The 12,765-nt window shown below is 56.5% G+C and carries 20 protein-coding genes and 1 pseudogene; all 21 read right to left on the reverse strand.

The window, feature by feature from the left end; all coding sequences use genetic code 11:
• Positions 1 to 231: 231 nt before the first annotated feature.
• A complete protein-coding gene (locus AC0V6Z_RS13600) occupies positions 232 to 1,215 on the reverse strand; it encodes a serine hydrolase domain-containing protein (RefSeq protein ID WP_472638977.1) in 984 nt (327 codons plus the stop codon).
• 140 nt (positions 1,216 to 1,355) lie between these two features.
• Positions 1,356 to 1,784 carry a 50S ribosomal protein L17 gene (gene rplQ / locus AC0V6Z_RS13605; RefSeq protein WP_472638978.1) on the reverse strand — a complete coding sequence of 143 codons (429 nt, stop codon included), beginning with the start codon at positions 1,782 to 1,784 and terminating at the stop codon, positions 1,356 to 1,358.
• An 81-nt stretch (positions 1,785 to 1,865) separates the two neighbouring features.
• Positions 1,866 to 2,921, reverse strand: coding sequence for a DNA-directed RNA polymerase subunit alpha (locus AC0V6Z_RS13610; protein ID WP_472638979.1), 1,056 nt, complete (start codon positions 2,919 to 2,921; stop codon positions 1,866 to 1,868).
• A 121-nt stretch (positions 2,922 to 3,042) separates the two neighbouring features.
• Entirely contained in the window at positions 3,043 to 3,432 is a 390-nt protein-coding gene (rpsK, locus tag AC0V6Z_RS13615; protein WP_472638980.1) for a 30S ribosomal protein S11, read from the reverse strand.
• 65 nt (positions 3,433 to 3,497) lie between these two features.
• Positions 3,498 to 3,863, reverse strand: a pseudogene (rpsM, locus tag AC0V6Z_RS13620) (30S ribosomal protein S13); the annotation flags it as partial.
• 407 nt (positions 3,864 to 4,270) lie between these two features.
• Positions 4,271 to 4,930: an SRPBCC family protein gene (locus AC0V6Z_RS13625; protein WP_472640921.1), complete on the reverse strand. Its 660-nt coding sequence runs from the start codon at positions 4,928 to 4,930 to the stop codon at positions 4,271 to 4,273.
• Between the two features lie 98 nt (positions 4,931 to 5,028).
• On the reverse strand, positions 5,029 to 5,673 hold the full coding sequence (locus tag AC0V6Z_RS13630) for an adenylate kinase (RefSeq protein ID WP_472638981.1): 645 nt from the start codon (positions 5,671 to 5,673) through the stop codon (positions 5,029 to 5,031).
• A 30-nt stretch (positions 5,674 to 5,703) separates the two neighbouring features.
• On the reverse strand, positions 5,704 to 7,065 hold the full coding sequence (gene secY, locus AC0V6Z_RS13635) for a preprotein translocase subunit SecY (RefSeq protein WP_472638982.1): 1,362 nt from the start codon (positions 7,063 to 7,065) through the stop codon (positions 5,704 to 5,706).
• A gap of 165 nt (positions 7,066 to 7,230) precedes the next feature.
• Positions 7,231 to 7,743, reverse strand: coding sequence for a 50S ribosomal protein L15 (gene rplO, locus AC0V6Z_RS13640; protein ID WP_472638983.1), 513 nt, complete (start codon positions 7,741 to 7,743; stop codon positions 7,231 to 7,233).
• Positions 7,744 to 7,814: 71 nt separating this feature from the next.
• Complete coding sequence (rpmD, locus tag AC0V6Z_RS13645; protein WP_472638984.1) at positions 7,815 to 8,000, reverse strand: 50S ribosomal protein L30; 186 nt, start codon at positions 7,998 to 8,000, stop codon at positions 7,815 to 7,817.
• Positions 8,001 to 8,005: 5 nt separating this feature from the next.
• Entirely contained in the window at positions 8,006 to 8,827 is an 822-nt protein-coding gene (rpsE, locus tag AC0V6Z_RS13650; RefSeq protein ID WP_472638985.1) for a 30S ribosomal protein S5, read from the reverse strand.
• A complete protein-coding gene (gene rplR / locus AC0V6Z_RS13655; RefSeq protein ID WP_472638986.1) occupies positions 8,827 to 9,171 on the reverse strand; it encodes a 50S ribosomal protein L18 in 345 nt (114 codons plus the stop codon). Before rplR ends, rpsE begins: the two co-directional genes overlap by 1 nt.
• A 1-nt stretch (position 9,172) precedes the next feature.
• Positions 9,173 to 9,706 (reverse strand): 50S ribosomal protein L6, encoded by a 534-nt coding sequence (gene rplF, locus AC0V6Z_RS13660; protein WP_472638987.1) that lies wholly within the window; start codon positions 9,704 to 9,706, stop codon positions 9,173 to 9,175.
• Positions 9,706 to 10,101: a 30S ribosomal protein S8 gene (rpsH, locus tag AC0V6Z_RS13665; RefSeq protein ID WP_247158869.1), complete on the reverse strand. Its 396-nt coding sequence runs from the start codon at positions 10,099 to 10,101 to the stop codon at positions 9,706 to 9,708. Before rpsH ends, rplF begins: the two co-directional genes overlap by 1 nt.
• Before the next feature lie 11 nt (positions 10,102 to 10,112).
• Entirely contained in the window at positions 10,113 to 10,418 is a 306-nt protein-coding gene (gene rpsN / locus AC0V6Z_RS13670; RefSeq protein WP_472638988.1) for a 30S ribosomal protein S14, read from the reverse strand.
• Between the two features lie 40 nt (positions 10,419 to 10,458).
• Positions 10,459 to 11,046 carry a 50S ribosomal protein L5 gene (rplE, locus tag AC0V6Z_RS13675; RefSeq protein WP_472638989.1) on the reverse strand — a complete coding sequence of 196 codons (588 nt, stop codon included), beginning with the start codon at positions 11,044 to 11,046 and terminating at the stop codon, positions 10,459 to 10,461.
• Positions 11,039 to 11,359, reverse strand: coding sequence for a 50S ribosomal protein L24 (rplX, locus tag AC0V6Z_RS13680; protein WP_472638990.1), 321 nt, complete (start codon positions 11,357 to 11,359; stop codon positions 11,039 to 11,041). The genes rplE and rplX overlap by 8 nt, the downstream gene beginning before the upstream one ends.
• Positions 11,359 to 11,727, reverse strand: coding sequence for a 50S ribosomal protein L14 (rplN, locus tag AC0V6Z_RS13685; RefSeq protein WP_010411138.1), 369 nt, complete (start codon positions 11,725 to 11,727; stop codon positions 11,359 to 11,361). Before rplN ends, rplX begins: the two co-directional genes overlap by 1 nt.
• Before the next feature lie 83 nt (positions 11,728 to 11,810).
• On the reverse strand, positions 11,811 to 12,101 hold the full coding sequence (gene rpsQ, locus AC0V6Z_RS13690; RefSeq protein ID WP_472638991.1) for a 30S ribosomal protein S17: 291 nt from the start codon (positions 12,099 to 12,101) through the stop codon (positions 11,811 to 11,813).
• A gap of 10 nt (positions 12,102 to 12,111) precedes the next feature.
• Positions 12,112 to 12,333, reverse strand: coding sequence for a 50S ribosomal protein L29 (gene rpmC / locus AC0V6Z_RS13695; RefSeq protein ID WP_472638992.1), 222 nt, complete (start codon positions 12,331 to 12,333; stop codon positions 12,112 to 12,114).
• A complete protein-coding gene (rplP, locus tag AC0V6Z_RS13700) occupies positions 12,330 to 12,764 on the reverse strand; it encodes a 50S ribosomal protein L16 (RefSeq protein ID WP_472638993.1) in 435 nt (144 codons plus the stop codon). Before rplP ends, rpmC begins: the two co-directional genes overlap by 4 nt.
• Position 12,765: the final 1 nt, after the last annotated feature.

Raw genomic sequence — 12,765 nt, forward strand, 5'->3', positions numbered from 1 at the left:
ATGGGTCGGAGACGTATTCGCGCCAACCTTCGGGCAGCAAACGCTCACCGTTCCACACACCGTCATTGAGGTAGAGTTGCCCCAGCTTGGCCAGATCGCGCGCTGTTGTCCACGCTTGGCTAGAAAGGACGTAGTTGCCTTGCCAGTCGGTCTCGGCAACGGAGTGGCTCATGCCGAGTTTAGCGAAGAGTTCTGCTGGTGGATGCGCTTTAAACGTTCCTTCAATCGCCTTCACAGCGGCCAAAGTGTCGTTGTTGGCGTAGCGATAAACCGTATTTGGCTTGGCAAGCAGCGGCCAGTTTTGTGCGCGTTCGTCAACAGTTGTCCCCCCCAATAAAGCGGATCGGTGCGGTTCCCGGCCGTGTCCGAATAACGCCCCGAAGCCATGCGGAGGGCATGGTTGATGGTAATAGAACGACGCGGATCGTTGACATCAACGCCCAGACCAGCAGACACACTCACATCTGCCTGGCCCCGCCGCACAGCCGCGCCCACCAATGTCGCAGCTATGCTCTTGGCAACTGACCATGTACGTTGAGGCGTATTTTCGTCGAAGCCTTCCGCATATCTCGCCCACGTCGTGGAAGACTGACTGTCAGACTGCTTGAGCACCAAAACTGCGGTTGTACGGCCTTGACCATACTCGTTGCCTAGAGCTCTTTCGAACAGCGGATTCAATGGGGTATTAGGTGCTCTACCCAGTTGTTCAGAATTACCGTTGCCTGAATCTGCACCCAAGGTGAAGGTCCGAGTGCGCGCATCCTTCTGAAGCTGCCACAAAGCTCCACCATCAATCTGATAGGACACGCCCGTCGGCTTTGGGCTACCGACAGGTTGTACAGAACATCCTTCATGCCGCCCAAACACAGCATATCTCGGCTCCACATTCTCGTCCCAAACAACCGAAGTATAGAAGATTTCACCATCACCAAAGTAACGATGAACTTCATACGGCAGCTCGCGCACAATATCGTCCAGCGGCGCTTGAATGCCAGTCAGCTCCCACTCATGCACGCTCGCTGGCGTGCGCGTTGTTCCATTGGCCTCTGCGTTCGCAATCGCGCTGCATAGCATCAGCGCCTTGTACCCCGCCGCAAGCGCGCGATCATAGCGCGCATCCAAGCGCTCCTGCGCCGATTGTGCGGCTGCCGGAGCCGAGGTGATAGCCGTGAGTGCGAGAGCCGCGCCTGCGGCGGCAGTGAGTGTAGTCTTCATGGCACTGACTCTAGTCGCAGCGCCTCAAAAGAAAAGCCATGCAACCGCCGCGCGTAACAAAAAGGGCCGGTGGATCTCTCCACCAGCCCATTCGTTTGTTTGCGTACCGGAGCCACCCGGCCCCTAGATCAAAGCTCGGCTTACGCCATTGCTTCTTCTTCATCATATTCGTCCGACATAACCGGACCGCTATCTTGGCCCTTGGCTTCTGGATCGCGCTCAACCAATTCGATGATTGCGAGCTGCGCGCTGTCGCTAGCGCGGTAACCAGCCTTGATCACGCGGGTGTAGCCACCATCGCGGTCGCTATAGCGCTCAGCCAGAACGTCAAACAGCTTCTTCAGCTGGGTTTCGTCCAGCAGACGCGACTGAGCCAAACGGCGGTTTGACAGGCCGCCACGCTTTGCCAGCGTGATCAGCTTCTCAACATATGGGCGCAGTTCTTTCGCCTTTGGCAGAGTTGTCTGGATCTGCTCGTGCTTGATCAGAGCCGCTGCCATGTTGCGGAACAGAGCCTTACGGTGGCCCGACTTACGGCTCAGCTTACGCTGTGAAATTCCGTGACGCATAATTCATATCCTTCGTTTGTAAGGGGCCCGTATTAGGTAGCCCGGTACTGGCGGCGCTTAAGGTGCGCCGCCGGAACCTGATTAGCCCAGCAGCTCTTGTTCGAGCTTCTTGGCCATTTCTTCGATGTTCTCTGGTGGCCAGCCTGGAATGTCCATGCCGAGGCGCAGACCCATGCTGGAGAGAACTTCTTTGATCTCATTGAGCGACTTGCGGCCAAAGTTTGGCGTGCGCAGCATCTCGGCTTCGGTTTTTTGAACCAGATCACCGATGTAGATGATGTTGTCGTTCTTGAGGCAGTTGGCAGAGCGAACCGACAGTTCCAGCTCGTCGACCTTCTTGAGAAGGTAACGGTTGAGCTGGTTCGCATCGTCTTCTTGCGGCTGAGCGGCTTGGCCGATCATCGCACTTTGCGGCTGCGGAATGCCATCTTCGAAGTGGACGAACAGTGTCAGCTGATCTTGAAGAATGCGAGCAGCATAGGCCACGGCATCTTCTGGGGTCACAGTGCCATCTGTTTCAACCGTGAGGCTGAGCTTGTCATAGTCAAGCTCTTGGCCAACGCGGGCGTTTTCAACCTTATAGCTGACCTGACGGACTGGCGAATAGAGCGAGTCAATCGGGATCAGGCCGATCGGCGCATCAACCGGACGGTTCTGAACAGCAGGCGTGTAGCCTTTGCCCACGTCAGCGGTCAGCTCCATATTGAGCGTCGCACCCTCGTCCAAATGACACAGGACCAAATCCTTGTTCATCACTTCAATATCGCCTGAGACAGCGATATCACCGGCGGTGACTTCAGCTGGACCAGTCGCGGAAAGCTGCAGGCGTTTTGCGCCTTCGCCTTCCATCTTTAGCGAGATTTGCTTTGCATTCAGCACGATGTCGGTCACGTCTTCACGCACACCGGCGAGCGACGAGAATTCGTGCAGTACATTTTCAATCTTGATCGAGGTGATCGCTGCGCCCTGCAATGAGGACAACAGCACCCGACGCAACGCATTGCCGAGTGTCAGACCAAAGCCGCGCTCAAGCGGCTCAGCGACGAATGTCGTCTTGCGAGACTTATCGCCACCTTCCTTGATTTCGAGAGCGTTGGGTTTCTTAAGTTCCTGCCAGTTCTTCGTATTGACGGACATGGATTTCCCCTAATTCGCTATGCAGCGGTTCAAATTATCGGCGGGCCTTGGCGCTTTCGCGAACTGCGCTTTGGCCGCCGGGTCGTTGCGATGGCCACCAGGGCCACCGAACTGGGACGGTTTAGACGCGGCGCCGCTTAGACGGACGAACGCCGTTATGCGGGATAGGCGTCACATCGCGGATAGATGTGATGTTAAAGCCAACGGCTGCAAGACCGCGCAATGCGCTCTCACGGCCAGAGCCTGGGCCCTTCACTTCGACTTCCAAAGTGCGCACACCATGCTCTGCGGCTTTTTTGCCAGCATCATCGGCGGCAACCTGGGCTGCATAAGGCGTCGATTTACGGCTACCTTTGAAGCCCATCATGCCTGCACTGGACCAGCTGATCGCATTGCCTTGTGCATCGGTGATGGTGATCATCGTGTTGTTAAAGCTGGCGTTGATGTGGGCAACACCGCTGCTGATATTCTTTTTGTCGCGTTTTTTAACCCGACCAGGTTCGCGTGCCATGTGGCTAAATCCTTTAACTCGTCAGAAGGTAAAAGCTTGCTTGGGAAGACCCAAACAAGGCTTACTTCTTCTTGCCGAGCGATCGGCTTGGCCTTACCCTTGCGGGTGCGGGCGTTGGTGTGAGTGCGCTGACCGCGCACAGGCAATCCGTTACGATGACGCAGGCCGCGATAAGACCGAAGGTCCATCAGGCGCTTAATGTTCATCGCGGTGTTGCGACGCAGATCGCCTTCGACGGTGTGATCAGCGTCAATCGTCTCACGAATACGCAGAACTTCTTCATCAGAAAGGTCTTGCACACGTGCAGCGTGATCAATGCCAAGCTTGTCAGCGATTTTCACGGCGGTCGTGCGACCAATCCCGTGAATATAGGTAAGCGCAATAATAACACGCTTATTTGTAGGGATGTTCACCCCAGCAATACGAGCCACTTAATTCTCCATGCTCCACAGGGACATGAGCGCGACATGCAACCCACCCCTATCTCAACGCTTCACCAGAGATTTACGCTACTGCTTAACCGATCTGACAAATGTCAAAACCGATTAAACGGCAAAAAGCCCGGTTGGCATCCAATCAATAAGGCTACCTGCCGGACTCGGTTCGAAAATCTCGAATGAAGGGCGCGCTTAAGACGATTCGCGCAGCACGTCAACCGCTAGCAAATCATAGCGCGACAATCGGACAAAATAGTTCGTCCGATGGAACAGTTTAGCGGCAAAATTACGCGAGATTACTCGCTTTGCCCACTTATAATGCTTCGCAATTTAGCGCGACGCGACGGCCAGGTCAAAACTGGGCCAGAGAACCTGCGGGAAAACTAGTCTTCCCGCCCACCTCAATTGCCGCCTTCACCTTCGCTCGCGCCTTCGACACCGTCGAGAAAGTCATCACCAATCGCGCTGGTGCCCTCGTCCGCCTCATCAGCGTCATCGCTGACCGAGGCCGGGCCAGAAACCATGCCAAGGCTTTGTGCCAGGCCCGACAATTGCTGGGTCATAACCCCGCCAACCGCAGCCGAGATCTCACCGATCTTATAGCGCATGGAGCCACCAACATTATATTCCCAGACGATCTTAGTGCCTTCATCGACCTCGCTGATCGCGACGGTCAGAATGCCGGTAACCGGCTCGCTTTGCAGCGGGCCCAGTGCCCCCTGCATTCTCAACGCACGTTCTGGGTAGGCCTGGATCACACGCATGTGCTCAACGCTGCCCTCGAGCGTAATCTTTTCCGGATCGGGATCTTCGGGAATGCGCTCACAAAAGCATCCGCCCGCTTGCGGCGTGAGGGTAAGGTTCGCAGAATCGCCAGACCAAGTGTGCGAGGAATTCCACCAGCGCCCAGGCGAGATCAGCGCCAGCCATACCGCTTTGGGATTGGCTTCCACCACAGCCTCGTCGCGGGTTACAAAGCCGTTATCGCTGGTCGAAACCACTTCAGCGGCAACCGGTTGAGCCACCATCAAAGCTGCTAAACCAGCCAAAACTACGCGCATCACAATCGTCCTCTTCGCATCTCTGTGCGAAGCGGTTTAGGCGATGCCGATACTGTACGAAAGAGCAGAGTTAGTCCCCTGCCCCGGCAATTGCTCGCTTAAACGAGCACAGCGTCAATCGCATTGGCGACATCGGTGATACCCGCCATGCCATCAACCCGCGTCACGATGCCACGCGCTTCATAGCCTGGCAGGATTGGTGCGGTCTCACCGCGATACACCGCCATCCGGGTGCGTACGGTTTCTTCATTGTCATCAGGACGGCGTTTGAATTCTGTGTGGCCACAGGTGTCGCACACCCCTTCTTTCGTGGGCGGGTTAGCGGTGTCGTGGTAAAGAGCACCACAATTGGCACACGAGAAACGGCCTGTAATCCGGTCCACCAGAGCATCAACATCTACGCCCAGTTCAATCACATGGTCGAGCGTGCGATTGTGTTTGCTCAGAATAGCGTCAAGCGTTTCAGCCTGTGATGCTGTGCGTGGGTAGCCATCGAAGATAGCGCCAGTGCCCGCATCCATCGCCGCCAGTTCAGCATCGATCAGTTCAGCCACAATCTCATCAGACACGAGCTCCCCCGCGTCCATGACAGCTTTCGCCTTTAGGCCAACAGGCGTGCCCGCCTTCACCGCAGCGCGCAACATGTCGCCAGTTGAAAGCTGCACCATTCCGTGACGCTCAACCAGGCCAGCGCTCTGGGTGCCTTTACCGGCACCCGGAGGGCCAAGAAGAATGATGTTCATCGCAAAATCCCCCAGATGCTCGCGCGCCGATTAGCGCTTACGGCCCTTAAGCTTCGCCTTTTTGATCAGGTCGCCATATTGGTGCGCCAGCAAATGCGACTGCACTTGGCTGATCGTGTCGACTGTGACGTTCACTACAATCAACAGGCTGGTACCGCCAAGGAACAGCGGCAGGCCGGTCTGGCGAATAACATATTCCGGCAGCACACAAACGACCGCAAGATAGAGCGCGCCGACCACGGTGATGCGGGTCAGGACATATTCGAGATAGTCCGCCGTCCGCTTACCTGGGCGAATGCCAGGAATGAAGCCGCCGTTTTTCTTCAGATTGTCCGCTGTCTCTTCCGGGTTGAACACAACCGCAGTGTAGAAGAAGCAGAAGAAGATAATGCCCAGCGCATAGAGCGTGAGGTAAATCCACTCGCCTGGCTGGAGATAGAACAACAGGCTCTGTGCAAAGCCGCCCGCGCCTTCCTCGCCGCTTGGCGCGCCAGCAAACTGAGTGATCGTCAGCGGCAACAGCAACAGCGAGCTTGCGAAAATTGGCGGGATAACACCAGCGGTATTGAGCTTTAGCGGCAAGTGCGAGCGATCCGCCTGCATCACACCATTTTGCGTGGCGCGCTTAGGATATTGGATCAGCAAGCGCCGCTGAGCCCGCTCCACAAAGGAGATCACCAGGATCAACAGCACCACCATAATCGCGAAACCAACGATCAGACCAAGCGAGATTGAACCGGTCCGGCCGCCCTCAAACATGTTGGACACGAAGGTTGGGAACTGCGCGACAATACCCGCCATAATGATCAGCGAGACACCGTTACCGATCCCGCGCGAGGTGATCTGCTCACCCAGCCACAGCAGGAACATAGTGCCACCCACGAGGCTGATGACGGCGCCGACGCGGAACATATAGCCCGGATTGACGACCGCTTGCAGCCCGCTTTGCGCGCCGAAGCTTTCGAGACCCGCAGCCAGGAACCAGCCCTGGATGATGCAAAGGAACACCGTGCCATAGCGGGTGTATTGGTTGAGTTTTTGGCGCCCGGTCGCGCCTTCTTTTTTCAGCGCTGCAAGCGTTGGGTGCAAGGCAGAGGCCATCTGCACCACAATCGAGGCGGTGATATACGGCATAACGCCGAGCGCGATGAGGCTCATCCGCTCCAGGCTGCCGCCGGAAAATGTATTGAACAGGTCAAGAATGCCACCGCGCGTTTGATCATACAGCGTTTCCAGGATCAACGGATTGACCCCGGGCAGCGGAACAAAGCTCAAAAAGCGGAAGACAATAAGCGCACCGATGGTGAACCAGATACGCTGGCGCAACTCCGTCGCTTTGGAGAAATTGGCGAGGCTCATATTGCTCGCGATTGAATCGGCGCGTGATGCCATGTCTAAATATCGATCCTAGCGTCTGGCTAATAGCCCGTCCTTGGGTATCCTTGCCGTCCAGCAAGCCCGAAAAACAAACCAACCGGCCCTGGCCGGTCTATGCACGAAGGATTAGATAGGGAGCGAGGAGCCGAATGTCGAACCCCTCGCTCACCAATACCCGCATTATTTGCTTTTTGCCGCCGCTTTTTCAGGGTTCGGCTTGCCCGAAGGCTTCTTCACGACAACAACCTCGACGCTGCCGCCAGCCTTTTCAACCGCTTCTACTGCGCCCTTAGACGCACCAGCAACGACGAATTTGACCTTAGCCTTCAGTTCACCCTTACCGAGCAAACGAACACCGTCTTTGCCGCCGCGAACCAGGCCTGCTTCACGCAGAGCCGCTTCGTCGATGGCTTTCTTGCCGTCGAGCTTCTTCGCGTCGATGAACTTTTGGACCATGCCAATGTTGATCTCTGCAAAATCTTTGCCGAACGGATTGTTGAAGCCACGCTTTGGCAGGCGCATGTGAAGCGGCATTTGGCCGCCTTCAAAGCCCTTGATCGCTACGCCGGAACGGCTCTTCTGGCCCTTCTGACCGCGAGCTGCGGTTTTGCCTTTGCCAGAACCGATACCACGGCCCTTGCGCATGCGTCCTTTGCGGGCGCCTTCATTGTCACGGATGTCATTGAGTTTCATGTGTGCACTCGCTTTCGCTTTTGTTCGCGCTGAAAGAGTGAGGCCCCGCACCGAGCGAGGCCTCAAATATTTTAGTCAACCACTTCAACCAGATGCGGGATCTTTGCGACCGCGCCGCGAACTTCAGGGGTATCCTGACGCTCGACCACTTTATGCATCTTGTTGAGGCCCAGGCCGATCAGGATCTTACGCTGACCTTCAGGGCGACGGATCGGCGAACCGATCTGTTTGATCTTGATAGTTTTCTTAGCAGCCATTGGTCTTACTCCACAATCGCCGCGGCTTCAGCTTCTGCTTCCACCTCGCTTGAACCACCACGGCCCAAAAGGTCAGCGACCTTCTTGCCCCGGCGCTGAGCCACAGACTTCGGCGAAGTCTGGTTAGTCAGCGCATCAAAGGTGGCGCGGATCATGTTATAGGGGTTGGACGAACCGACCGATTTGGTCACAACGTCTGCAACGCCCAGGCTTTCAAAGACGGCACGCATCGGACCACCAGCAATGATGCCGGTACCCGGAGGCGCCGTACGCACGGTTACCTTGCCAGCGCCGAAACGGCCCTTGGCGTCATGGTGCAGAGTGCGGCCTTCTTTGAGCGGAACGCGGACCATCTTCTTACGAGCGGCTGCAGTTGCTTTGGTGATCGCCTCTGGAACTTCGCGAGCCTTACCGTGGCCAAAGCCAACGCGGCCCGCGCCGTCACCCACAACGACCAGTGCGGCAAAGCCAAAACGCTTACCACCCTTCACCGTTTTAGAGACGCGGTTGATGTGCACCAGCTTCTCGATGATGCCGTCATCTTCCTCTTCACGCTTGCCGCGACGATTGTCACGGCCACCGCGACCACGGCCACCGCCGCGATTGTCGCCGCCACGGCCACGACCGCGGCCTTCGCGTTGCTGAGGAGCATCGGTTTTCGCCGGAGCTTCTGCAGGTGCCTCAGCTGGAGTCGCCTCTGCCGGAGCAGCAGCTTCTTCAGTTTTCGCTTCTTCAGCAGCCGGAGCCGCTTCCGCCGCAGGTGCTGCAGTTTCTTCGGTCTTGGCCTCTTCAGCAGGCGCTTCAGTTTTCTTGTCGTCAGCCATCATCAGAACTCCAGCCCGCCTTCGCGAGCGGCATCGGCCAGCGCTTTCACGCGGCCATGAAACAGGAACCCGCCGCGATCAAACACGACAGTGGTCACGCCAGCCTTCTTGGCGGCAGCGGCGATATCCTTGCCCACTTGAGCAGCGGCATCGACATTTGCGCCAGATTTCTTGCCGCCCAAAGTAGATGCAGCAGCCACGGTGCGGCCATCAGCATCATTGATGATCTGAGCATAGATATGACGACCAGTGCGGTGCACCGACAAGCGAGGACGATCGCCAGCACGCGTCCGCAGTGCGGTGCGCACCCGGCGGCGGCGGCGTTCAAACAGGGAAAGCTTAGCCATCTTACTTCTTCTTCCCTTCCTTGCGGAAGACATACTCGCCGCGATACTTGATACCCTTGCCCTTATACGGCTCAGGCTTACGCCAACGGCGAATTTCAGCAGCAAGCTGGCCAACGGCCTGCTTGTCGATACCAGAAATTTCGACCGTGGTCTGATCAGGCGTCTTCACTTCGATACCTTCAGGCACATCAATGTTCACATCGTGGCTAAAGCCGAGTTCCAGCTTCAGGGACTTGCCCTGAGCCTTCGCACGATAACCAACACCTGAAATCTCAAGCGTCTTGGAGAAACCTTCGGTCACGCCCTCAACCAAGTTTGAAACCAGCGTACGCTGCATGCCCCAGAAAGAGCGTGCTTGCTTGCTGTCATTGGCTGGGTTCACCTGGATCTCGTCGCCCTCAACCTTGTAGGAAATGAGGTCGGAGAGGCCCAGAGTGAGAGTGCCTTTAGGGCCCTTCACGCTAAGCGTGCCATTCTCGATGCTGGCGGTCACCCCGCTAGGGATGGCGACAGCTTTTTTGCCAATACGGCTCATCAGAACACCTCCGCCAGCACTTCGCCGCCGACGTTGCTATCACGTGCTTCATTATCCGAAAGCACACCGCGCGGTGTCGAGACGATGGTGATGCCAAGGCCGTTACGTACAGTCGGAAGCTCTTTCGAACCCGAATAGACGCGGCGGCCAGGCTTAGAGACGCGGCTTACGTGCTTGATAGCAGGCTCGCCTTCGAAATACTTCAGCTCAATCCGCAGCGCCGGGTGCTTGCCCGAGGCGTCTTCGCTATAGCCACGGATGTAGCCTTCACGGGTCAGCACTTCGAGAACGTTTGCACGCAGCTTAGACGCTGGCGAAAGGACGGAATCCTTCTTTGCCTGCTGTCCGTTGCGGATGCGGGTGAGCATATCACCCAATGGATCGGTCATAGCCATCTATCAGCTCCTCACCAGCTCGACTTGGTAAGGCCAGGGATCAAACCCTTGTTACCAAGATTGCGCAATTCAATGCGGTTGATGCCGAACTTGCGGTAGTAGCCGCGTGGGCGGCCGGTGGTCGCGCAGCGATTGCGAACCCGTGTTGGGTTCCCATTGCGCGGGAGTTCCGCCATCTTCAAGCGCGCTACCAGACGTTCACTCTCGTCGAGTGAAGTGTCCTTCGAAATCGCCTTCAGCTTAGCGTACTTGTCTGCGTACTTCTTAACGAGCTTCTTACGACGCTCATTCTTATTGATCGAACTCAGTTTCGCCATTGGACTTAAGCTCTCTTCTCTAGTCGTTGCGACACGCAGCTCACGCTGCGGCCTTTTCTTCAGACGGATTGGCTTCACCCTGGAAAGGGAAGCCGAGCAGACGCAGCAATTCGCGTGCCTCTTCGTCAGTCTTTGCGGTGGTGGTGACAATGATATCCATGCCGCGCACCTTATCGATCTTGTCGTAGCTGATCTCAGGGAACACGATCTGCTCCTTAAGGCCCATTGCGTAGTTGCCACGGCCATCAAACGACTTCGCGTTCAGCCCGCGAAAGTCGCGGATGCGTGGCATTGCAACAGTGACAAGGCGGTCGAGGAATTCAAACATACGGTCACGGCGCAGGGTAACCTTGCAACCGATTGGCATGCCTTCGCGCAGTTTAAACTGAGCGATTGATTTCTTCGCCTTTGTGATCACTGGCTTTTGGCCAGCAATCAGGGTCATCTCTTCAGCTGCGATTTGAACTTTCTTTTTGTCCTGGCTCGCCTCGCCCACACCCATGTTGAGTGTGATCTTTGCGATCTTAGGAACTTCAAGACGGTTCTTATAACCGAACTTCTCGGTCATCGCCTTGACGATCTGGTCGTCATACTTCGCCTTCAGGCGCGGAGTGTATGCATCAGCCATCGATGGTCTCTCCACTCTTCACAGCAACGCGAACCTTCTTGCCGTCCTTTTCTTCGAAACGGACGCGGGTTGGCTTGCCATCCTTAGGATCTGCCAGAGCAACCTTGGAGATGTTCATCGGCGCTTCGAAGCGATCGATCCCACCTTGCGGGTTTTGCTGGCTTGGTTTGCGGTGGCGGGCAGCCACGTTAATGCCTTCGACAACGATCTTGCCATCTTTCGGCATGACCTTTTGAACAGTGCCTGTGCGGCCCTTGTCCTTGCCCGAAAGCACGACGACGCTGTCGCCCTTCTTGATCTTAGCAGCGGCCATTAGAGCACCTCCGGCGCAAGGCTGATGATCTTCATGAAGCCGCGGCCGCGAAGTTCGCGGACCACTGGGCCAAAGATACGAGTGCCGATTGGCTCTTCGCTCTTGTTGACCAGCACAGCGGCGTTGCTATCGAAGCGGATCACGCTGCCATCTGGGCGGCGAACGTCCTTCTTCGTGCGCACGATGACAGCGCGATGGACATCGCCCTTCTTCACCTTAGCGCGTGGCTGAGCTTCCTTCACGGAAACCACGATCACGTCGCCCACGGAGGCAAACCGGCGCTTAGACCCGCCCAGCACTTTAATGCACTGGACGCGCTTTGCGCCGCTGTTGTCCGCGACGTCGAGATTGGATTGCATCTGGATCATTGATCCGTTTCCTTCTCATTGGCTTGCCGAAACCAGTCCGGCAGTTCCTACGCGTGTCCCCGCCAAAGCGAGGATCAATTCAATCAGTTACCGGCTGCCTCGACATCGAGATCAGCTTCGACCGCTTGGGTTCCGCCTGCGGTAACCCGGTCTTTTACGATCCAGGTCTTGGTCTTGGAGATCGGTTTCGTCTCCTCGATCCGCACAACATCACCAACGGCAAATTCGTTCTTTTCGTCGTGAGCGTGATACTTTTTCGAACGACGGATGATCTTCCCGTACAATGGGTGCTTCACCTTGCGTTCGACCTTCACGGTCACGGTCTTGTCGGTCTTGTCGGAGGTGACAGAGCCGATCAGAATACGTTTTGGCATTGTCTACTCCTTAAGCCTTCGCAGCGGCTGCTGCGCGCTCGTTCTGCAGCGTCTTGATCTGAGCAATCGTGCGGCGCACTTGCTTGATCCGAGCTGGAGCTTCGAGCTGGTTAGTCGCAGCCTGGAACCGCAGATTGTACTGCTCACGCTTCAGCTCGGTGAGCTCAGCGGAGAGTTGATCGTCGGTCTTGGTACGAAGATCTTCGACAGCGATACTACCTTTAGCCATCATTTGCCTCCCAGGTGAGAGGTGTCGCCCAGACGAGCAACGACCTTGGTCTTGATTGGCAGCTTCATGGCCGCACGCTCAAACGCTTCAGCAGCGATCTTGCCTGGGACACCGTCGAGTTCAAACAGGATACGGCCCGGCTTTACGCGAGCAGCCCAGAATTCAACGGAGCCCTTGCCCTTACCCTGACGAACTTCGGCAGGCTTCTTGGACACTGGCACATCAGGGAACACACGGATCCAGAGGCGACCTTGACGGCGCATGTGACGCGTAATCGCACGGCGAGCCGCTTCGATCTGACGCGCGGTGATCCGCTCAGGCTCAAGGGCCTTCAGACCATAGGAGCCAAAATTCAAAGTCGTACCGCCTTTGGCGTCGCCCTTGATCTTGCCCTTAAAGGCCTTGCGAAATTTGGTTTTCTTCGGTTGCAGCATT

The sequence above is a fragment of the Erythrobacter sp. SN6-5 genome, assembly GCF_057364945.1.